Origin of the sequence: uncultured Marivita sp. (assembly GCF_947488135.1) — a bacterium.
Lineage (GTDB): Bacteria > Pseudomonadota > Alphaproteobacteria > Rhodobacterales > Rhodobacteraceae > Marivita.
Genome location: NZ_CANKYW010000001.1, coordinates 1,323,295 through 1,343,951, shown reverse-complemented (window position 1 = coordinate 1,343,951; position 20,657 = coordinate 1,323,295). Strand labels below are relative to the sequence as shown.

Annotated in this window: 24 protein-coding genes and 1 tRNA gene; 15 read left to right on the top strand and 10 right to left on the bottom strand. The window is 63.0% G+C overall.

Annotation, left to right across the window (positions count from 1 at the left end):
- On the bottom strand, positions 1–888 hold the full coding sequence (locus Q1B16_RS06725) for a LysR family transcriptional regulator (protein ID WP_299785769.1): 888 nt from the start codon (positions 886–888) through the stop codon (positions 1–3).
- A 102-nt stretch (positions 889–990) separates the two neighbouring features.
- Here Q1B16_RS06725 and Q1B16_RS06720 point away from each other — a divergent pair, with 102 nt between their 5' ends.
- From Q1B16_RS06720 to Q1B16_RS06705, 4 genes are all read left to right on the top strand, one after another.
- Positions 991–1,713, top strand: coding sequence for a DUF4386 domain-containing protein (locus Q1B16_RS06720; RefSeq protein ID WP_299785767.1), 723 nt, complete (start codon positions 991–993; stop codon positions 1,711–1,713).
- A 22-nt stretch (positions 1,714–1,735) separates the two neighbouring features.
- Positions 1,736–1,852: an NAD-dependent epimerase/dehydratase family protein gene (locus Q1B16_RS06715; RefSeq protein WP_299785765.1), complete on the top strand. Its 117-nt coding sequence runs from the start codon at positions 1,736–1,738 to the stop codon at positions 1,850–1,852.
- A complete protein-coding gene (locus Q1B16_RS06710; protein ID WP_366140141.1) occupies positions 1,853–2,392 on the top strand; it encodes an NAD(P)H-binding protein in 540 nt (179 codons plus the stop codon). It begins immediately after the preceding gene.
- A gap of 62 nt (positions 2,393–2,454) precedes the next feature.
- A complete protein-coding gene (locus Q1B16_RS06705) occupies positions 2,455–3,573 on the top strand; it encodes a hypothetical protein (RefSeq protein ID WP_299785763.1) in 1,119 nt (372 codons plus the stop codon).
- Positions 3,574–3,652: 79 nt separating this feature from the next.
- On the opposite strand, the gene Q1B16_RS06700 is transcribed toward Q1B16_RS06705, so the two are convergent.
- Positions 3,653–3,738, bottom strand: a tRNA-Leu gene (locus Q1B16_RS06700).
- Positions 3,739–3,931: 193 nt separating this feature from the next.
- Between Q1B16_RS06700 and Q1B16_RS06695 the strand changes: the two genes are divergently transcribed.
- Positions 3,932–4,546, top strand: coding sequence for an exopolysaccharide biosynthesis protein (locus Q1B16_RS06695; RefSeq protein ID WP_299785761.1), 615 nt, complete (start codon positions 3,932–3,934; stop codon positions 4,544–4,546).
- Position 4,547: 1 nt separating this feature from the next.
- A complete protein-coding gene (locus Q1B16_RS06690) occupies positions 4,548–5,015 on the top strand; it encodes a disulfide bond formation protein B (protein WP_299785759.1) in 468 nt (155 codons plus the stop codon).
- Here the strand turns inward: Q1B16_RS06690 and Q1B16_RS06685 are convergent.
- Positions 5,012–5,440: an Lrp/AsnC family transcriptional regulator gene (locus tag Q1B16_RS06685; RefSeq protein ID WP_299785757.1), complete on the bottom strand. Its 429-nt coding sequence runs from the start codon at positions 5,438–5,440 to the stop codon at positions 5,012–5,014. The genes Q1B16_RS06690 and Q1B16_RS06685 overlap by 4 nt on opposite strands.
- Positions 5,441–5,560: 120 nt before the next feature.
- On the opposite strand from Q1B16_RS06685, the gene rocF reads away from it, so the two are divergent.
- Together rocF and Q1B16_RS06675 are read left to right on the top strand one after the other, a co-directional pair.
- A complete protein-coding gene (rocF, locus tag Q1B16_RS06680; protein WP_299785754.1) occupies positions 5,561–6,484 on the top strand; it encodes an arginase in 924 nt (307 codons plus the stop codon).
- Positions 6,485–6,493: 9 nt separating this feature from the next.
- On the top strand, positions 6,494–7,534 hold the full coding sequence (locus Q1B16_RS06675) for an ornithine cyclodeaminase (RefSeq protein WP_299785752.1): 1,041 nt from the start codon (positions 6,494–6,496) through the stop codon (positions 7,532–7,534).
- A 55-nt stretch (positions 7,535–7,589) separates the two neighbouring features.
- Here Q1B16_RS06675 and Q1B16_RS06670 read toward each other — a convergent pair whose 3' ends face one another.
- From Q1B16_RS06670 to purC, 5 genes are all read right to left on the bottom strand, one after another.
- Positions 7,590–8,924 (bottom strand): sigma-54 dependent transcriptional regulator, encoded by a 1,335-nt coding sequence (locus Q1B16_RS06670; RefSeq protein WP_299785750.1) that lies wholly within the window; start codon positions 8,922–8,924, stop codon positions 7,590–7,592.
- A 4-nt stretch (positions 8,925–8,928) separates the two neighbouring features.
- Positions 8,929–10,692 carry an ATP-binding protein gene (locus tag Q1B16_RS06665; protein WP_299786030.1) on the bottom strand — a complete coding sequence of 588 codons (1,764 nt, stop codon included), beginning with the start codon at positions 10,690–10,692 and terminating at the stop codon, positions 8,929–8,931.
- Between the two features lie 67 nt (positions 10,693–10,759).
- A complete protein-coding gene (purQ, locus tag Q1B16_RS06660) occupies positions 10,760–11,428 on the bottom strand; it encodes a phosphoribosylformylglycinamidine synthase subunit PurQ (protein ID WP_299785748.1) in 669 nt (222 codons plus the stop codon).
- On the bottom strand, positions 11,428–11,658 hold the full coding sequence (purS, locus tag Q1B16_RS06655) for a phosphoribosylformylglycinamidine synthase subunit PurS (RefSeq protein ID WP_299785746.1): 231 nt from the start codon (positions 11,656–11,658) through the stop codon (positions 11,428–11,430). Before purS ends, purQ begins: the two co-directional genes overlap by 1 nt.
- Before the next feature lie 88 nt (positions 11,659–11,746).
- A complete protein-coding gene (gene purC / locus Q1B16_RS06650; protein WP_085631071.1) occupies positions 11,747–12,508 on the bottom strand; it encodes a phosphoribosylaminoimidazolesuccinocarboxamide synthase in 762 nt (253 codons plus the stop codon).
- A 197-nt stretch (positions 12,509–12,705) separates the two neighbouring features.
- Between purC and Q1B16_RS06645 the strand changes: the two genes are divergently transcribed.
- The 4 genes from Q1B16_RS06645 (at position 12,706) to Q1B16_RS06630 (ending at position 16,115) form a co-directional block, all read left to right on the top strand.
- A complete protein-coding gene (locus Q1B16_RS06645) occupies positions 12,706–13,020 on the top strand; it encodes a DUF1476 domain-containing protein (protein WP_299785742.1) in 315 nt (104 codons plus the stop codon).
- A 74-nt stretch (positions 13,021–13,094) separates the two neighbouring features.
- A complete protein-coding gene (locus Q1B16_RS06640; protein ID WP_299785739.1) occupies positions 13,095–13,754 on the top strand; it encodes a histidine phosphatase family protein in 660 nt (219 codons plus the stop codon).
- A gap of 181 nt (positions 13,755–13,935) precedes the next feature.
- On the top strand, positions 13,936–14,988 hold the full coding sequence (locus Q1B16_RS06635) for a saccharopine dehydrogenase (protein ID WP_299785737.1): 1,053 nt from the start codon (positions 13,936–13,938) through the stop codon (positions 14,986–14,988).
- Complete coding sequence (locus Q1B16_RS06630) at positions 14,985–16,115, top strand: saccharopine dehydrogenase family protein (RefSeq protein ID WP_299785735.1); 1,131 nt, start codon at positions 14,985–14,987, stop codon at positions 16,113–16,115. Before Q1B16_RS06635 ends, Q1B16_RS06630 begins: the two co-directional genes overlap by 4 nt.
- Before the next feature lie 67 nt (positions 16,116–16,182).
- Here the strand turns inward: Q1B16_RS06630 and purB are convergent, their stop codons facing one another.
- Positions 16,183–17,487, bottom strand: coding sequence for an adenylosuccinate lyase (gene purB, locus Q1B16_RS06625; protein WP_299785732.1), 1,305 nt, complete (start codon positions 17,485–17,487; stop codon positions 16,183–16,185).
- Positions 17,488–17,620: 133 nt separating this feature from the next.
- On the opposite strand from purB, the gene Q1B16_RS06620 reads away from it, so the two are divergent.
- The 3 genes from Q1B16_RS06620 to Q1B16_RS06610 all read left to right on the top strand — a co-directional run bounded on the left by Q1B16_RS06620 (position 17,621) and on the right by Q1B16_RS06610 (position 19,548).
- Positions 17,621–18,058: a DUF6314 family protein gene (locus tag Q1B16_RS06620; RefSeq protein ID WP_299785730.1), complete on the top strand. Its 438-nt coding sequence runs from the start codon at positions 17,621–17,623 to the stop codon at positions 18,056–18,058.
- A 59-nt stretch (positions 18,059–18,117) separates the two neighbouring features.
- Entirely contained in the window at positions 18,118–18,279 is a 162-nt protein-coding gene (locus Q1B16_RS06615; RefSeq protein ID WP_299785728.1) for a carbohydrate-binding module family 14 protein, read from the top strand.
- A gap of 198 nt (positions 18,280–18,477) precedes the next feature.
- The gene (locus tag Q1B16_RS06610) at positions 18,478–19,548 is read left to right on the top strand and encodes a FliG C-terminal domain-containing protein (protein ID WP_299785726.1); all 1,071 of its coding nucleotides are present in this window, start codon (positions 18,478–18,480) and stop codon (positions 19,546–19,548) included.
- Here Q1B16_RS06610 and Q1B16_RS06605 read toward each other — a convergent pair.
- Positions 19,545–20,648, bottom strand: a complete 1,104-nt coding sequence (locus tag Q1B16_RS06605; protein ID WP_299785724.1) for an ABC transporter ATP-binding protein — start codon at positions 20,646–20,648, stop codon at positions 19,545–19,547. The two genes, Q1B16_RS06610 and Q1B16_RS06605, sit on opposite strands and share 4 nt — an antisense overlap.
- Positions 20,649–20,657 lie beyond the last annotated feature (9 nt).

Genomic DNA, 20,657 nt, shown 5'->3' with positions numbered 1-20,657 from the left:
TCAGCCACCGAACCCTTCGACCAACGCATCGAACACGACCCGCAGGCGGCGGGCGCGGGCGATGTCGCGGTGGGCGACGATCCAGACCGGGAAGGCGATAGGCTCGAAATCAGGCACTGCGCGTTCGACGGACGGGTCCGCATCGCCGATGCGGTCGTCGAGGATGCCGATGCCCATGCCGGCGCGCACCATCTCCCACATCACGGTGAAGTTGCGGCAGCGGTAGGGGAAGTTGTCCGGCCCAAGGTCGAAGCCCTGACCGTTCAATAGCCCCATGAGGCTGCCCGCCGAGTCGATCTCGATGAACTCCGCCGCGCCGAAGGCCGCCGCCGTCCCGGGGCGGCCCAGCCGGTCCAGATAGTCCGGCGCTGCATAAAGGCGCGCCTGCGCATCTTGCACCCGGCGACCGATCAGGTCCGCTTCAGTTGGCCGCACGTTGCGCACCGCGATATCGGCCTCACGGCGCGAAAGGTCTGACAGATCGTTGGACACCACCACCTCAATGCGGATGCGGGGCTCGGTCCGGTGCACCCGGTCGAGGACCCTTGGCAGCATGTAGCTCGCATAGGCGTCCGAGGCCGAGATCGCCACTTCGCCCTCCAGCGCCTCGGTCTGGCCCCAGGCGGCCAGCGACAGCGCGCGGGCGCCCTCGCCCATGATCCTTGCATGTTCGAGCAGGTCGTGGCCCGCAGGCGTCAGGCGCAGGCCCCGGCCAGAGCGCTCGAAGAGGGCCACGCCCAACTCGGCCTCCAGCGCCTCGACCTGTCGGCCAAGCGTCGGTTGCGCCAGCTTCAGCGCACGCGCGGCGGCGGACAACGAGCCTTCCTCGGCGGTCACGAGAAACGCTCGGGCCCGGTTCCAGTCGAAAGTGACGCTGCGCCAATCCATACAAAATTGCATATCAGATCGACAAAGTCGGTCAATTCCCTGCGCTCGCGCAGAGGCGTATCTGTGATACGCATGCACGCACATTCCGAAAGGAGGCCCCCGATGCACGCTTTCCAAGACTCCACTTCCCGCGCCTATGCCCGCGTGACCGGCGCGCTTTACCTCGTCATCGCCTTCGCGGGCGGCTTCGCGATCCTCTACGTTCCAGGTCTGCTCAACGTTCCCGGCGACCCGGCCGCGACCTTCGCCAACATCGCTGAACGGCGCGGGCTGTTTTTCGCGGGGATTGTCGGCGACGTGTTGATGATGACGGCCGAGGTGCTCGTCTCGGTCATGCTTTACTTCATGTTCCGCCCGGTGAACGCGACGCTGTCGCTGGCAGCCTCCAATGCCCGACTGATGATGGTCGCGGTGATGGCGGCGATGTTGTTCTTTCACGCCGCGTCGCTGGCGCTGGCCGACGGGACGGTGCCGCTGGACAGTTTCAGTCAAGCGCAACGGATCGAGTTGGCCGGGCTTATGCGGCATGTGCACGATGCCGGCGTGTGGATCTGGCAAGTCTTCTTCTGCCTGCACCTGCTGCTGCTGGGCACGCTCGTCATGCGCTCTGGCCTCTATCCTCGGCTGTTGGGCCTTGGCCTGATCGTCGGCGGCACCGGCTATATGGTCGACAGCGTGCAGATGTTCGCTCTGCCTGACGCCGTGCTGGTGGAGGCGGTCAAGATCGCGATGCTGCTGATCGTGACAGTTTCCGAGATCGGCTTCGCCCTCTGGCTGCTGCTGTGGGGTCCCCGTCAAACCCGCCCGCACACCGCCGCGGTCTGACCCCTTCGAACGGAGAACTTCCATGAAACACATCTGCGTCATCGGCATCTCGGGCAAGCTCGGGCAATACATGATCGAACACGCGCTGGCCCAAGGCTACGAGGTCACCGGGGTCTGTCGCCTTGAAAGCGTCGACTAGCTGGCGCGCTTCAGCGACCGGATCACCGTTATCCCCGGGCGCACCGACGACCGCGCGGTGATCGAGGCCGCGACACGAGGCTGCGACGGCCTGCTGGTGGTCCTGGCGCCCTGGGGCGTGCAGGATTTCGCCTCGGGCACGGCGCGCGCGGTGCTCGACCTCGCGTCGCCAGGCGCACGGCTGGTCTTTTCCTGCGGCTGGCATATCAGCCGCGACGGCAAGGACCGCTACGGCTGGAAGATCCGCGCCATCGTCCGCTTCGGCACGCCGATCCTGAGGGCGCTCCGCTTGGTCGATCTGGACGACCAGCAGCGCGCGGCGGACCTCATTTTCGCCTACGGACGGGACTGGACCCTGGTGCGCGGCTCGGACCTCGAGGAAGGCCCGAGCGAGGGCTTGCCGGTCCGGGCGCGCCATGCCCACGACCCGGCGCTGGCGCGCAACCTGATGCGGCGCACGGATTTCGCGCTCTTCATGGTCGCAGCGCTGACCGACCCGACCCAGATCCGTGAAGCGCCGGCCATTACCGGTCAAGGTTGAAGGACCTTCACAGAAAGCGGCTGCTCCACCGACAGCCCGTTGACTTTAGTGGTGCAGGCTCCGTGGGACCAAGCGAAAGCCAGACGGTGATGATAATTTCGAATAGCAAGAAACCCAAAAAGCTGCGGATCCACCGCGAACGTTTGAAGTGGGTCTGGCCCAGGAACGGGTCTGAATGGGCGCCCTATCACCGGGTCACTTGGACAGATGGATCCGGCAAGAGGAAAGAGCGTAACATCAAACTCAATTGGGAGGGTGATCCTCGAAAGCTTGATGATGAATACTGGGCGGCTGAGGCAGGTCGACATCCGACACAACGGAAACCACCCAAGCATACTTGGGCTGAATGTATCCGCGAGTGGCGGAGCGATGCTCGTATCCAGATGAAACTCTCTGCGGGCACAAAGAAGTCCGATAATCGTGAGTTCGAGAAAATTCTGGAAAAGAACGCAGATAAACCAATGTCTTCGACACCCCGGGCAGCGATCCGGAAGAAACACAATAACATGTCAAGCACGCCCCGAGCCGCCGATTGGATGCTGCAAGCAGTCTCCATTCTATGGAACTATGCAAAAGAAAAATTGGATTGGCCGCTGGGCGACAATCCAGCTCAAGGTGTTGACAAATTCGGGGCGCAGAGGGCGTCTTTAGCTTGGCCCGACTGGTTGCTCGAAGAACTCACCAGCGCACCGGACGAGGTGCGTATCGGAGCGGAATTGATCCGAGGCACGGGCCAGAAACCTTCGGCAGCCGTAAGAATGTTGAGGAGCGCGTTCAACGGCGAATGGGTTACAGTCGAAGACGAGAAGGGTGACAAAAATTTCGAAATATATTGCCCATCTCGCTTGCGGATACTGATTGATCAACTTGAAACAGGACCGCGACATGTGCTTGCGAAATCAGAAAGCAGCCCGTTTTCCTACAACGATATCGAAAAATCATTTAGGGCATGGCGCGCGACTCTCTCTTCTGTAGCGAAGGAAAACGATGATGATGCCAAGCGCTACAGCCTTCACGGCCTTCGAAAGCGTGCATGCGTCGAACTCGCAGAAGCGGGGTGTTCGGACGCAGAGATTCAAGCGGTTACGGGTCAGAGCCTCGAGACGGTTGCGAAGTATCGAGTAGAAGCCAACAGGAAAGCGATGTCCCGAACCGCGCAAATGCGCCGATTTGCGAACTGAAGTGGGAGTCGCACGTGGGAGTCAGCGAGCCACGTGAGCAGAATACGAATTGGTGGGGCGCAGAAGCCCTTGAAATCATTGGTGCCCAAGGCGAGACTCGAACTCGCACGCCCGTGAAGGCGGGGGATTTTGAATCCCCTGCGTCTACCATTCCGCCACTTGGGCACGGACATGGGACGTACCGAACTTGCCGTCGAACGTCCAGACCCAATTGCGCGGAACCGGCTGGAATGTGATCGCCAACCGTCGCCACACGCCAGCCGTTCCGACGACTTGCGCTGGTACAAGGCAAACCGATTTGCTACGCCCCTTTCCGAAAGATCACAGCCCGTCCCCGAGCGGTGCCAGGAGACATGACATGACAGCGGCCCCCTCGGAATCCATGGCGATCTCGGATCGACTCGATCACCTTGCTGCCGAGGCGCAGGGCCAGACCGCCACGCTGGGCTGGGTCCTGGATCAACTGCACGAGCGGGCTTTCGGACTGTTCCTTTTGGTGTTGGCCCTGCCCTGTTGCATCCCGTTCCTTTACGGCATTCCGCAGATCGTCTCGTTGCCGCTCATGTTCGTGTCGGTGCAGATGCTGCTGGGCCGCCGCGTGCCGTGGCTTCCGGCGCGACTGGCCGCACGGACGGTGTCCTCAGCCGATCTGCACAGCCTCGCGCGGCGCGCGGGCCCATGGTTGCGGCGGATCGAGGCGGTCAGTCGTCCCCGGCTGAGCGTTCTCACCCGTTCCCCGATGGACCGGTTGGTGGGGGCCGCACTTGTCCTGTTCAGCGCGTCGATCCTGGTGCCGTTGCCCGGAACGAACACCGTTCCCGGCATTGCGGTCGTCGGGGTGGCGATGGGCCTTTTGCAGCGCGATGGTATCCTCGTCCTTCTTGGCGTAGGTCTTGGGACCACATGGATCGCCACGCTGCTGATCGCCGGCGCGACGTTGGTGAGCCTGATCAAAACCTGGATAGGTCTCTGAGATGACGGTAACACGCAACATGCTGATCTTGATGGCGACCGCAGGGTCTGCCGCGCTGATGCTGGGCGCGTTCGCCTTCCAGTATATCGGCGGACTTCCCCCCTGCGCCATGTGCATCTGGCAACGCTATCCGCATGTGGTGGCCATTGTCCTCGGCCTGATCGCGTTACGCTTTGGGACACCGGTGCTGGCATGGCTGGGCGCGCTGGCGGCGTTGACCACCGCTGCCATCGGTGGGTATCACACCGGCGTCGAACGCGGCTGGTGGGAAGGCCCCACCACCTGCACCTCCGGCCCCATCGGCGGACTGTCCACGGACGAGCTGTTCGATCAGATCATGTCCGCGCCACTGGTGCGGTGCGACGAGGTGCCGTGGGAGATGTTCGGCCTCTCGATGGCGAGCTGGAACATGGTGATTTCCCTCGGCCTCATGGTTCTGTGGATCGCGGCGGCGCGGCGGGCGGACTAAACGCCGCTTTTCCGCGTCGAGAGAAGCAGCGACGTTTCCGACTGGGTCACGCCATCAAGCTTGCGGATACGTGACAGGACCTCGTCCAGCGCCTCCAATGTCTCAGTCCCCAGCTCTGCGATCACGTCCCAGCGCCCGTTGGTCGAATGCAACGCGCGCACCTGAGGCAGGCTGCTCAATTGCCGGATCACCCGATCCGTCCCGCGCCCTTCGATTCCGATCATCATCAGCGCCCGCACCGGATCGCGGGCCACATCGTCCTTGAGCACCACGGTGAAGCCCACGATCCCGCCTGAGTTCTGCAACCGGTCCAACCGCGCCCGCACCGTGGCGCGGGATAGGCCGAGCGTCGCGGCGAGGTCCGACACCGAAGCCCGCCCGTTGTGGCGCAGCACCGACACCAGTTTTCTGTCATTCTCATCCATAATGATCCTTGGGCTTATCAATTTGATAAACAGTACCCCAATTCGACCAATTTGCACAGTTCCCGATGTGCCGTTTTGCCCACTATATCGGGATCAGCGAACAAAAAGGACACCGTACAGATGCAGTCTCAGGATATCGTTTTGGTCGGCGCGCCGCTGGATTGCGGCAAGGCCCGCAAGGGATGCCTCATGGGGCCGGACGCATATCGCACCGCCGGAATCGCCCGCGCGCTCACCGATCTTGGGCACCGGGTGCACGATCTGGGCAATGTCGCGCCCGATGCCAATGATGTGGCCGAGCGAGACGGCTTGGTGAATCTCTCCGAAACCATCGGCTGGACCACGGCACTTATTCGCACCGCGCACGAGGCGATCCAGCAGGGCCTGCCGATCTTTCTTGGCGGCGATCACGCGCTATCGCTCGGCACCGTACCCGGCGTCGCCGCGCATGCCGCGCAGGAGGGCCGCCCGCAATTCGTGCTCTGGCTCGATGCGCACAGCGATTTCAACACGCTGGTCTCCACCCCGTCCGGCAATCTGCACGGCACGCCGCTGGCCTATGCCACGGGCCAGACCGGGTTTGACGGCTTCCCGCCCCTGCCCGCCGCCGTGCCGACCGGCAACACCTGCATCATCGGGCTGCGCTCGGTCGATCTGCCGGAACGCGCGCTGATGGAGAAGACGGATGTGCGCGGCTACGACATGCGCGCCATTGACGAAAGCGGCGTGGCGGCGCTTCTGATGCCGTTCCTTGAAGACGTGGCCAAGGCCGGTGGCGCGCTGCATGTGTCATTGGACGTGGACTTCATCGACCCGACCCATGCGCCCGCTGTCGGCACCACCGTTCCCGGTGGCGCCACGGTGCGCGAGGCGCATCTGGTGATGGAGATGCTCTGTGACAGCGGGTTGATGACCTCGCTCGATCTGGTGGAACTGAACCCGATGCTCGATGAACGCGGGCGTACGGCGCACCTGATGGTCGATCTCGCCGCCTCGGCGCTGGGTCGCCGTATCTTCGACCGCCCCACCCCCCGTTTGATGTAAGGACCGCCCATGCAACCGTCAGACAAGGCCCTCGTTCCCTTCGTGTCGGTCGATCACATGATGCAGATCGTGCATCGCGTCGGCCTTGCGCAGATGATCACCCGCATCGCCGACGCCATCGAGGAAGATTTCCGCCGATGGGAAAGCTTCGACAAAACCCCGCGTGTCGCTGCGCACAGCCCCGTGGGTGTGATCGAGTTGATGCCCACCGCCAACGACACGCTTTACGCGTTCAAATACGTCAACGGCCATCCGAAGAACACGGCGGACGGTTTGCAGACCGTCACCGCTTTCGGGCTTTTGGCGGATATGGACACCGGCTACCCGGTGCTCCTGTCCGAAATGACCCTGCTCACCGCGCTGCGCACCGCCGCGATGTCCGCCGTTGCAGCCAAGCACCTTGCCCCCAAGGGCGCAACGACAATGGCGATGATCGGCAACGGCGCGCAGGCGGAATTTCAGAGCATCGCCATGCAGGCGATCTGCGGCATCGACACCGTGCGGCTGTATGACAAGGACCCTGACGCGACCCGCAAATGCGCGGCGAACCTTGCGGGCACCGGCCTGACCGTGGTGTCCTGCGACAGCGCCGAAGCCGCGATCGAAGGCGCGCAGATCCTGACGACCTGCACCGCCGACAAGCAATACGCGACGATCCTGACCGACAACATGGTGGGCAGTGGCGTGCACATCAATGCCATCGGCGGCGACTGCCCCGGCAAGACCGAACTGGCCGAGGCGATCCTGCGCCGGTCGTCGATCTTTGTCGAATACCCGCCGCAGACGCGGATCGAGGGCGAGATCCAGCAGCTTGACCCGGACCATCCGGTGACAGAGCTGTGGCAGGTCATCACAGGCACCGCCCCCGGCCGACGCGATGCGCGCGAGATCACGCTGTTCGACAGCGTGGGCTTCGCGATCGAAGATTTCTCGGCGCTGCGCGTGGTGCACGACCTGACGCGCGAAACCGGGCTGAACCTACCGCTGGACCTTTTGGCCGACCCGGACGATCCGCGTGATCTTTACGGGATGCTGATGCGCGCAAGTTAAGGGGAAAGGGCTCTCATAAGCCCTCTCCACGTCTTTTCCATGGCGCTTGCCGCGCTCAAAGGTAGTCGGCGCGCTGCAACCCGTACTTGGCCATCTTCTCGTTCAACGTCCGGCGCGGCAGGCACAGCTCTTCCATCACCGACGCGATGGATCCCCGATGCCGACGCATGGTGTTGTCGATCAGCATCCGCTCGAACGCTTCCACGTATTCCTTGAGCGGCTTGCCTTCCGTCGTCATCACCGGCTGCATCTCGTCATGGTCGGACATGAGCAACGACGCGATGGTCCCCGTGCCGCGCCGCGATTGCAGCACCGCGCGTTCGGCGAGGTTGATCAACTGGCGCACGTTGCCCGGCCACGGCGCCTGTAATAGCTGGGCCGCTTCCTGCGCGCTGACCTGGGGCGCCTCGCAGCCATATTCGTCCGCGAATTGTTCGGCCAGGGTGGTGAACAAGGTCAGGATGTCTTCGCCCCGGTTGCGCAGCGGCGGCGCGGTGATCTTGAGCGCCGCCAGCCGATAATAGAGGTCCGGCCGCAGCGCGTCTTCAGAGGTGCGCCCTTCGTCCTGAAGGTTGCTGATCGCCACGATCCGGGTTTCCGGCGGCGTGCCCTGATCGTTTATCATGGTCAGCAGACGCGCCTGCGCGGCGTCGGACAGCGCTTCGATATCCTCGAGCACGAGCGTCCCACCCCGCGCTTCTTCCACCGCGGGAAGGCGCACGTCATCTGGCAGCATCGGACCGAAAAGACGGCGGATGAGCGTTTCCTCATCCATCGACGCGCAGGAAATCAGGACGAACTTCTTGCCCGCCCGGCTGCCCACAGCGTGGAGCGCATGGGCCACCAGCGTCTTGCCGGTGCCGGTTTCGCCGTCGATCAGCACGTGACCGTCGGCCTGCCCCAGATCGAGGATATCCTCGCGCAGCCGCTCCATTGCCGGACTCGCGCCGATGAGCTTGCGCATCATCTGATTGCCGTCCCCAAGCTCGCGCCGGAGCGCCCGGTTGTCGAGCGTCAGGCGCCGCGCGTTGGTGGCCTTCTTGGCAAGGTCGGACATGCGGTCCGGGTTGAACGGCTTTTCAAGGAAATCGAACGCCCCGATCCGCATCGCCTCAACCGCCATCGGCACGTCGCCGTGGCCGGTAATCATGATCACCGGAAGCGCCGAATCCGAGCCCATCAGCTTGCGCAGCAATTGGATCCCGTCCATGCCCGGCATCTTGATGTCGGAAATCACGATCCCCGGATAATCCGCACCGACCGAGCCAAGCGCCTCTTCGGCGCTGGCAAAGGTTTCGGTGTCATATCCCGACAGCGCCAGCCACTGGCTGATCGACTGGCGCATGTCTTTTTCGTCATCGACAATGGCAATCTTCATGGCTTTTCCCATGGGTTTACTCCGCCGCCTGCGTTTGGTCGTTCAATATCGGCAACTGCATCTCGAACACCGCGCCACCCTCTTCGGCGTTGCGGGCCAGCAGCCGTCCTCCTAGGTCGTTGACGATCCCCGAGGAAATGGCAAGCCCCAGCCCCACGCCGTCACCCGGCTGCTTGGTGGTGTAGAAGGGCTCGAACAGCGCATCGAGGTCTTCGATCCCGTGCCCGTTGTCGCGAATGGTGAGCGTCGCGGTCTCACCGCTGGCCAGGATAATCTCGAGCTGTGGGTCGGATACGGTCTTGGTCGCGTCCAGTGCATTGCGCAACAGGTTGATCATCACCTGCTCGATCCGCATCCGGTCTCCCATGACCAGAACCTTCTCGTCAGGCAGGATCTTGGTGATCTTCACCTTCCGCGATTTGAGCTGCGGCTCCATCATCGACAGGCTTGAGGCCAGCGCATCCCCCATATTCACAGGAGAAAACGCCTGCTGCCCCTTGCGCGCATAGCTCTTGAGCTGACGCGTGATGCCGCCCATTCGCTCGATCAGATCGTCGATCCGGCTGAATGCGGCCAACGCCTCTTCCGACCGGTTGCGCCGCATCAGGAGCTTGGCCCCGGCAAGGTAGGTCTTCATCGCGGCCAGCGGCTGATTCAACTCGTGACTGACCGCCGCCGACATCTCGCCCAAGGCGGCAAGCTTGGAGCTTTGTGCCAGCGTCTGTTCGGCCACGGCAAGCGTTTCCTGCACCCTTTCGCGTTCGGCAATTTCCCGCTGTAGCCTCTGGTTCAATGCGCGAAGCTCTGCCGACTCGCGCTGAAACAGCGCCATGCGCAGCGCTGTCTTGCGGCTGAGCGCATAGAAGGCCAGCGCCAGCAGAATCGCGAAGCCCATGATCTCGAGCGCGAGAACGGTGTTCACCCGTTCGCGCACGCTGGCGTAGGTGGTGAAGGACACCATGTTCCAGCCCCGGAACGGGATCCGCCCCTCGACACGCATCACCGCCTCGCCCTGGAAATACGCGTCCGGAGGCAGCGCGGTCCAATCCGCCGTGGCCCGGATCGCGCGTTCGATGGCGCTGTCGGCGGGTTCCCGTTCCAGCGCCGTAGCCACCGTCTGCCCGCGCCAGCGCGGTTCGGTGGCGAGGATGATCTCGCCCTCGCTGTTGGTCACCAGAACCGCGTCCGAAATCCCGGCCCAAGCGCGTTCGAACTTGGCCAGATCCACCTCGACCACGATCACGCCAATGGACTGCCCCTGGCTTTCGATCCGCCGAGAATAGCTGAAGTTGAAGCTGCCAACCTCCATCCGCTGCGCCGTGAACACGGTCGCGTTGGACCGAAGCGCCTCGACGAAATAGGCCGCGCTGCGGTGCTGCTCGCCCAGGCGCTCGCGGTTGGTCGCAGCCACCGTGCGCCCTTCTCGGTCCAGCAGCATCAGCGACGCCGCGCCGATCTCGTCCACGAAGGAAATAAGCCGTTGCGAGCTCTGCGAGAAATCCGCCGAATTGAGCGCGCCGATCAGCGCCGGGTCACGCGCCAGAAGTTGCGGCACGATCGCATTGCGGCGCAGCTCGGACACGAGGTTGCCGGAATAGAGCGCCAGCCGCAGCTCGGCCCGGTTGCGCGTGCTTTCGGTGAACCGATCGGTGAGATAGCGATTGGTGACAAACACGGTCGCCACCGCCACCGCCGTGAGCAGAATTAGCGCGAAACGGACCCGCCAGGACAAAGAGCCCGTCCTGCCCGATGCGCGTATCAATGAGGTGCCCTTGGCCATTGCGCCAAGATAGGCAAAACCCACGCCCCCCTCAAGCGCCGTGGCGTCACGTGCGCGTCAACGGGCGCTATGCCGCTGCAAGCGCGCCCGCGATGCTCGCGAACATGGCCTTGCCATCGGTGCCGCCAAGCCGCTCGTCCGCCGCCCGCTCCGGGTGGGGCATCATCCCCAGCACCCGCCGATTGGCAGAGAGGATACCAGCGATATCGCCGGTCGATCCGTTCGGGTTGTCGCCATAGCGGAACGCGATGCGATCCTCATCCGCCAGCTGCGCGACCATGTCGTTCGAGGCCGTGTAATTGCCGTCATGATGCGCAATCGGAATGTCGATCCCCTGTCCGGCCTCGTAACCGCTTGTATAGACGCTGTCCGACGTGCCCACGATCAGCGGTACCGTCCGGCAGATGTATTTCAGCCCCGCATTGCGCAGCAGCGCACCGGGCAGCAATCCGGTTTCGGTCAGGACCTGGAACCCGTTGCAAATGCCCAGAACAAAGCCGCCGCGCTCGGCATGTGCCTTGACCTCCGCGCAGATCGGGGAATTCGCGGCAATCGCGCCACAGCGCAGGTAGTCGCCGAAGGAGAACCCACCGGGAATGCCGACAATGTCGATGCCCTCAGGCAGCGACGTATCCTTGTGCCAGACCATCTCGACCTGACATCCCGCCTCGCGGAACGCCACGGCCAGATCCCGGTCGCAGTTCGATCCGGGGAAAACAACAACCGCCGCGCGCATCAGCTCATCTCGATCCGGTAGCTTTCGATCACCGTGTTGGCGAGCAGCTTCTCGCACATCTCGCGCACACTGTCCTCGGTGGTGCCATCGGCCAGGTCCAGTTCGATCACCTTGCCCTGACGCACATTTTCCACCCCGTCAAAGCCCAAACCGCCAAGCGCGTGGCGCACCGCCTCGCCCTGCGGGTCCAGAACCCCGTCCTTCAGCATCACATGCACCCGTGCTTTCATCACGATCTCCGCCTTGGTCCCAAGCGGACCCCTGCCCGCTTCATTGTTCTTCAAATATGCAAATCCGACGTCGGCAACACGCACCGCGTCAGTTGATGAGCTTCGGCTTTTCCATCGGCGTCGCGTTCTGCGGCATCACACCCAGACGCCGGGCCACTTCGGTATAGGCGTCGGCCAGGTTGCCCAGATCGCGCCGGAACACGTCCTTGTCGAGCTTGCGTCCCGTTTCGATATCCCACAGGCGGCAGCTGTCGGGGCTGATCTCGTCGGCCACGATCAGGCGCTGAAAATCGCCGTCATAGACGCGGCCGATCTCGATCTTGAAATCGACCAGCTTGATGCCGACGCCGTACATCAGGCCGGACATAAAATCATTGACCCGCAGCGCGAGGCTCAGGATGTCGTCCATATCCTGCTGGCTCGCCCATCCGAAGGCGGCGATGTGCTCTTCGGTGACCAGCGGATCGCCCAGCTTGTCGTCCTTGTAGCAATATTCCACGATCGGGCGCGGCAGCGGCGTGCCCTCCTCGATGCCCAGGCGTTTTGCCATCGTGCCAGCGGCAAAGTTGCGCACGATCACCTCGAGCGGGATGATCTCGCACTGGCGCACCAGTTGCTCGCGCATGTTCAGCCGTTTCAGGAAATGCGTCGGCACGCCGATGGAATTGAGTCCCACCATGAAGAACTCGCTCAGGCGGTTATTGAGCACGCCCTTGCCGTCGATCACATCGCGCTTTTCCGCGTTGAAGGCGGTTGCATCGTCCTTGAAATATTGCACGATCGTGCCCGGTTCCGGGCCCTCATACAGGATCTTGGCTTTGCCTTCGTAAATCTTCTTGCGACGGGCCATGTAGGGTCTTTCTGTCAATGCGCCGGATGGCACGAAAAAGCTGTGCGCATCACCGTTCGAAATCGCGGGGGACGGCTGCGTTCGATTGCCTCTTAGTGCATGCAGGGTCATGCCGCAAGCAACGCGCGCTCTTGAACCGCAAGGCGCGTCGGGCCATACCAGTCCCAACGCAAACACTTGCCCGGGAGAACGCCCTCATGTCCACATTCGACGAACGCGAAAACGCCTTTGAAAACAAATACGCCCATGACGCGGAGATGCAGTTCAAGGCCGAAGCCCGCCGCAACAAGCTGCTGGGCCTCTGGGCGGCAGAGCTTATGGGCAAATCCGGCGACGAGGCAGCGGCCTATGCCAAGGAGGTCGTGAAGGCCGATTTCGAAGAGGCGGGCCACGAAGACGTCGTGCGCAAGGTCTCGGGTGATCTGGGCGGCAAGGCCACCGATGACGAGATTCGCGCCAAGATGGCCGAGCTGATGGTCGTCGCCAAAGCCCAGATCATGGACGAAGTCTGATCCATCCGGTCTGACAGCCCGCGCGCCCGATCTTTCGGGCGCGTTTTCTTTTCCGCACAACGCATCGAGGCTCCATGTCGCATATCGTTCTCGTCCGCCACGGGCAGGCCAATACCGGGGCCAAAGACGACCGCGATTACGACCGCCTCAGCCCGCTGGGGCACCAGCAATCCGGCTGGCTCGGCGATCACTTCCGGCACAAGGGGGACGTGTTTGCCCAGGTCTGGACCGGGACGCTGCGCCGCCACGTCGAAACCGCCGAGGGCATCGCCGCCGAAACGCCGGGGCCGGTGACGCGGGACGAACGGCTCAACGAGTTGGAATACTTCACCCTATCGCAATTGCTGGCGGATCAGCACGGCATCACCCTGCCAGATACGCGCGAAGGGTTCGTGCGCCACCTGCCCGCCCTCTTCGGTCATTGGCGGGACGGCAAGCTCGAAGGCGCGCCCGAAAGTTTCGATCATTTCGAAGCCCGAGTCCGCGATACGCTGGCCGAGATCAGCGCGCAGGACGGGCGCACGCTGGTAGTCACCTCGGGCGGGCTGATCGGCATGGCGATGCGTTTGACGCTTGGTCTCGAGATGGCCGCGTTTTGCAACATCTGCCTGTCGATCCAGAACACATCGGTCAGCTCGTGGCTGCCGCTGGAAGGGCAATTGGCCCTCACCCAGTTCAACGCACTGCCGCATCTGGACACACCGGACCGGCTCTTTGCCCAGACGCATATCTGATTGTCGCCGTCGAGTTGAGCGCGCTGACGCGCGCGCAGGATATCTCGGTCGCAGCACGTTGTGCTGCGTCCTCGGGATTGCCTCCGGCGGAGGTATTTTTGGCCCAAAGAAGCACAGGACAGGGCTTTTGTCCGTGCGTTGCCCTCGCTAGGGTGCGGCGGAACGAATTGGGGGGACCAGCATGACCCATCTGTGGGTGCGCGCGGAAAGCCGCGAGAATGAAGACCGGGTCGGGATCATGCCCGACGGGGTGGCCGCGCTGCTGGCGCAGGGCATCGACGTGACCGTCGAGGACAGCCCTTCCCGGGTGATCCCCACCGCAGACTACGCCGCCGCCGGAGCCGCCATCGCACCGCCCGGCCGCTGGGTGGACGCGCCGAGGGATGCAATCATTTTCGGGTTAAAGGAATTACCGGATAATGGCACACCGCTGTCCCACCGGCACATCATGTTTGGACACGCCTACAAGGGCCAACCCGCCGGTCAGCGCCTTCTGGCGCGGTTCAAGGCGGGGGGCGGGACGCTTTACGATCTGGAATATCTTGAAACCCCGGAGGGGCGTCGCGTTGCCGCATTTGGCTATTGGGCCGGTTATGCGGGCGCGGCCGTTTCGCTTTTGGCCTATGCCGCGCAGCAGGCGGGCGCCCCCTGTCCTTCGGTCGACACATGGCCGTCCTCCAAGGCGATGCGCGACGATGTTCAGGCGGCCCTCAAAGGCGCCACCCCCAACGCGTTGGTGATCGGCGCCCTTGGCCGGGTCGGCACCGGGGCAAGCGATCTGTGCGAAGACCTGGGCCTGAGCGTCACCAAGTGGGACATGGCCGAAACCGCGCATGGCGGCCCCTTTCCTGAAGTGCTTGATCACACTCTGTTTTTCAACTGCATCCTTGCGCGTCCCGGCACACCGGTTTTTGTGCCCGCCGAGACGTGCGGCAAGACCCGCGCGTTGCGGGTGATCGGCGACATCGCCTGTGATCCGGACAGCGATTTTTCCCCGATCAAGGTGTATGACCGCGTCACAAGCTGGGACGCGCCGGTCATACGGGCCTGTGACGACCCGCCTCTCGACGTGATGGCGATCGACAACCTGCCCTCTCTGATGCCGCGCGAGTCCTCCGAGGATTTCGCCGCGCAACTCCTGCCCCATCTCAAGACGCTCGACGCCATCGACAGCGGTGTCTGGGGGCGGGCGAAAACCTATTTCGCCGACCATATCCAGAAGGTGACGACATGACGGTTCATTGGTGTGGCACGGGCCTGTCCTCGGTTCCCGGGTTGCGGCGGCTTATTCAGGACGGGCATTCCGTGACCGTCTGGAACCGGACCGTAGACAAGGCGCAGGCGGCGGTCGGAGACCTGATCGACGATATCCGCGCGTTTGACCCGACCGACCTTGCAGCGGCGCTGAAGGAAGGCGACGTTCTGGTCTCCATGCTTCCCGGCGACTGGCACGTGCAGTTGGCTCAGATGGCCATCGCGACCAAGGCGCATTTCGTGTCCTCGTCCTACATCGCCCCCGAGATGCGCGCGCTCGACACCGCCGCAAAGATGGCCGGTGTCGCGCTGGTCAACGAGGTGGGGCTGGATCCGGGCATCGACCATCTGATGGCGCATCACCTGGTCGCGGATTACATGAAGAGTCCGGCGTATCACATTGATAACGTGATTTCTTTCAAATCCTATTGCGGTGGCGTCCCGAAGGTGCCCAACGCGTTTCGCTACAAGTTCAGCTGGGCCCCCGTGGGTGTGCTCAAGGCGTTGCGGTCGCCGTCGAAATCCATCCGGCATTTCACCGAACTGGAGGTCAAACGCCCCTGGGATGCGATCAGCCGCTACGACGCACCGCTGCCCCAACCCGAGACGTTCGAGGTGTATCCCAACCGCGACAGCCTGCCCTTCATGGCAGATTACCGCTTCGATCCGCGCTGGAAGGTCAAGGAATTCGTTCGGGGCACCCTGCGCCTGAATGGCTGGGCCGAGGCGTGGTCAGACATCTTTGCCGAGGTCGGTACGGCGGATGACGCCCGCTTGGCCGAAATGGCCGAAGACCTGCTCGCCAAGAACGCCTATGCCGAAGGCGAAGCCGACCGCGTTGTGATGTGCGTCGATCTGCTGGCCGAACGCGACGGACGCGCGGTCTGGCACAAGACCTATGTCATGGATGCCTGGGGCGATGAGCGCGGCACGGCGATGGCGCGGCTGGTGTCGGTTCCGGTGTCACTGGCGGTGGAAGCGGTGCTGAACCGCGAGATCGCGCCGGGCGTGACGCCTGCCCCGCACGATCCAAAGCTGGTCACTCGCTGGCTGGACGAGGTGCAGACCCTGGCGCAGCATCTGATGGTGGTTGATCACCTGAAGTAAGCGCCAAGGCTCTTCGAAGAGCCTTGGCCAGCTCTTTCGAAAAAGCTGCAAGCCCGCGAAAGCAGGCTTACTCCCCAAACACGCGCTTGAAAATCGTGTCCACGTGTTTCGTGTGATAGCCCAGATCAAATTTCTCCTCGATCTCCTCGGGGCTGAGCGCCTTGACCACGTCCGGATCGTTCAGCAGCTCGGTCTTGAAATCGGTCCGGTGCTCCCAGACCTTCAGCGCGTTGCGCTGCACGTAGGTATAGGCGTCTTCGCGGCTGACCCCAGCTTGAGTCAGGGCCAGAAGCACCCGCTGGCTCATCACGAGGCCCGGAAACTTGTTCATGTTTTCCAGCATGTTCTCGGGGAAGATCAGCATCTTGTCGATCACACCCGTCAGACGCGCCAGCGCGAAATCCAGCGTGATCGTGGCATCCGGACCGATCATCCGCTCGACCGAGCTGTGCGAGATGTCGCGTTCGTGCCAAAGCGCCACGTTCTCCATCGCCGGGATCACGGCCGAGCGCACCATGCGGGCAAGCCCCGTCAGGTTCTCGGTCAGAACCGGGTTCTTCTTGTGCGGCATGGCCGACGAACCCTTTTGCCCCATCGAGAAGAACTCCGCCCCTTCCAGCACTTCGGTCCGCTGCATATGGCGGATCTCGATGGCGATGTTTTCCACCGACGACGCGATCACGCCGAGCGTGGCAAAGAAGGCCGCGTGGCGGTCGCGCGGGATGACCTGCGTGCTGATCGGTTCGGGCACGAGGCCCAGCTTCTCGCAGACATGCTCTTCCACAGCCGGATCGACATTGGCGAAGGTGCCGACGGCACCCGAAATGGCCCCCGTCGCCACTTCGGTGCGCGCATCGCGCATGCGGCTCAGATTGCGGTCCATCTCGGCGTAAAATCGCGCGAAGGTCAGGCCCATTGTCGTGGGTTCGGCGTGGATACCGTGGCTGCGCCCGATGCGCACCGTGTCCTTATGCTCGAAAGCGCGGCGCTTGAGCGCGGCCAGAAGCCCCTCCAGATCGGCGATCAGGATATCGGCGGCGCGCACGAGTTGGACATTGAAACAGGTGTCCAGAACATCGGAAGACGTCATGCCCTGATGCACGAAGCGCGCCTCGTCCGCGCCCACATGCTCGGCCAGATGGGTCAGGAACGCGATCACGTCGTGCTTCGTCACCGCCTCGATCTCGTCGATCCGGGCCACGTCGAACTCCACGTCCTTGGCCTTCCACACCGCATCTGCGTTTTCGCGCGGGATCACGCCCAGATCGGCCATCGCGTCACAGGCATGGGCCTCGATCTCGTACCAGATGCGGAACTTGGTGGCGGGGTCCCAGATGGACACCATCTCGGGGCGGGAGTAGCGGGGGATCATGTGTGCGATCCTTTCATCGGCTTGCGGAATTCACGCGCACTCCTAGACTGCCCGCTTCAAAGCGACAAGAGAGGCCGCCCTGAATGAGACGCTTTGCCCTGACAGCCCGGTGCGCCACCGAAAGCCCTGAGCCGTGACCACAACGCACCGCGTCACCTTGCAGGATTTCACGGGCCGCTGGCAGCTTGCGCGCGAGATCACCGATCACCGGTCCGGAGCGCCCGCACATTTCACGGGGATAGCCGCCTTCACGCCGGACGACGCCGGGTTGGCCTATCTCGAAACCGGGCAGCTCCGCCTTCCCGGTCAGCCGCCCTTCCATGCCGAACGCCGTTACCACTGGAGAGCAAGTCGCGATGGCTTTGATATCTACTTCGACGATGGCCGCTTCTTTCACAGCGTGGCTCCGGACAGCCCCGAGGCACAGCACTGGTGCGATCCCGACACCTACGCCGTGACCTATGATTTTGACGCATGGCCCATCTGGACCAGCAGGTGGACCGTGACCGGGCCGCGCAAAGCCTATGATATGGTCACGACCTACACGCGTCTCGACCCAACCCGCAGATAGGTTTTGCCAAACTCCCGAGGCGTGCTACCGTTACGTCACGCAAAACAGGAGAACGACTGATGACCATCAAGACACTTCTGACCACCGCCGCCCTGACGCTGGCAACTGCAACATCCAGCTTCGCGGCCTGCCAGTGGGGTCACGAAGAGGCGAAGATGACCTGCGCCGCAGGCACCGTCTATGACGCGGACACCAACAGCTGCAAAGTTGTCAGCGGCTGAACGACACAAAAATCGAACGTTCTGAAGACGGCCTCTCCGGCCGTCTTTTTTTTATCCGTGTTCCGTACCGTTCGGGCGTACGGTCCGTACGGTTCACGTCAGGAAAAAGCGCGCGGACCGCGCAGGACACACCGCGCCTGATGACGCTTTCTTAACTTTGAACACCTATTCCGATCCCAACAGGACAAGGGATCGGTGATGACGCAGTTGACCACTCTTTCACGTGTGCCCACGGGCAGCGCCCCTTCCGATCAGGTCGCACGCCTGTCGCGCCGGGCCAAGGCGGCGATCGTGGTGCAATTCATTCTCAAGGAAGGGGCCGATGTGCCGCTCACCGCGCTGCCCGAGGATTTGCAGATGCAGTTGACGCAGCTTCTCGGCGAGATGCGCTATATCGACCGCCAGACGATGAATGCAGTCATCACTGAATTCGCCGAAGAGCTTGATTCCATTGGCCTTTCCTTCCCCGGCGACATTGCCGGGGCGCTCTCTGCGCTCGATGGCAAGATCAGCACGCAAACCGCCATCCGACTGCGGAAAGAGGCTGGGGTGCGCCAGATCGGCGATCCCTGGAAACGTATTGCGGAGCTTCCAAATGCACGGTTGCAGGACTTCGTGAAATCCGAATCCGTTCAGGTGGCCGCGGTCATGGTGTCCAAGCTCGATGTGTCAAAGGCCGCCGACCTGCTCAGCAGCCTTCCCGGCGATCTCGCGCGTCGCATCACCTATGCGATGTCCATGACCGATGCCGTCACCCCCGACGCCGTCGATCGCATCGGCCTCAGCCTCGCCAGCCAGTTGGATGCGGAACCCGCCAAGGCCTTCCGCGCACAGCCGTCGGAACGGGTCGGCGCGATCCTGAACTTCTCGCGTGCCGCAACCCGCGATGAGTTGCTGACCGGACTTGACGAAGACGACAAGGGCTTCGCCGAGGCGGTGCGCAAATCCATCTTCACGTTCGCGCATATCCCCGACAGGATGAATGCCATCGACGTGCCGAAACTGACCCGTGATCTCGATCAGGACACGCTCGCACAGGTCATCGCGGGGGCTGTATCGGACGAGGACAAGGCAAGTGTCGATTTCATCTTGTCCAATATTTCCAAACGGATGGCGGATGCTCTTCGCGAGGCAAGTGAAGAGCTGGGAACGATCAAACCCAAAGACGCAGAGGGTGCGATGAACGCGGTTGTCCGGGTCATACGGGATCTGGCGGACAGCGGTGAAATCACGCTTGAAACGCCCGAGGACGAAGACGACACCGGCTAGGTCGTGATCACCGATCCGCTGTCCTTGCGGAACATGAAACAGCGGTCGCGCCGCACGGTCAGCCACATCACGGTTCCCGGCTTGGGCAGAAATACGTTCGGCACCGTGGCCCGGATCAGACTTTGGTCATGGTCCATGCGAAACTCGACCAGGCTTTCCGACCCCATGAACCGCGCGCGTTCGACCACCGCACGCGCCGGCGCCCCCGCAAGCGGCGTTGGATTGGGGCCGCGCCCGTGGCGGTCGAAGTCGATGCCGACATGCTGCGGACGAAACACGATCTCCACCTTGCCGCCATCGGGCACACCCGGCACGAGAAACTGTCCGAACGGCGTATCCGTGAGCGCACCGCGCACCGTTCCCGTGATCAGGTTGATGTCGGAAAAGAACGCCACCGCCGCCTTGTCTGCGGGCGCGTTGTAGATGTTGTAGGGCGCACCGCGCTGCACGATCTTGCCGTCGCGCATCAGCGCGATCTCATCCGCCATGCGCATCGCCTCTTCGGGTTCGTGCGTGACCAACAGGACCGATGTGCCCTCGTCCTTCAAAAGTGCCAGCGTTTCGTCGCGGATGCCATCGCGCAAACGGTTGTCGAGGCCGGAAAATGGCTCGTCCATGAGCATGATGCGCGGGCGCGGCGCAATCGCGCGGGCCAGCGCCACACGTTGCTGTTCGCCGCCCGAAAGCTGATGCGGGTATTCGTTGATGTAATGCGACAGCCCCACCCGTTCGAGCAGTTCCCCGACACGGGGCAGCTTGTCCTTGCGCGACCCTGTCAGGCCGAACCCCACGTTGTCGCCGATGGTCAGATGCGGAAAAAGCGCGAAATCCTGGAAAATCAGGCCGATCGACCGGCGCTCGGGCGGCACGCGATAGACCGTGTCGCAGATCAGCTTGCCATCGACATGGATCGTGCCGCTGGTCTGCATATCGACCCCGGCGATGATCCGCAGCGTCGTGGATTTGCCGCAGCCGGACGGCCCCAGAAGGCAGGTCACGTCACCCGGCTGGATCGCCAGCGACACGTCATCCACCACGCGCTTACCGTCGTAGTCGCGCACGATGTTGCGGATTTCCAGCCGGGGATGGGTGCCGGTCACTGCTGCCTC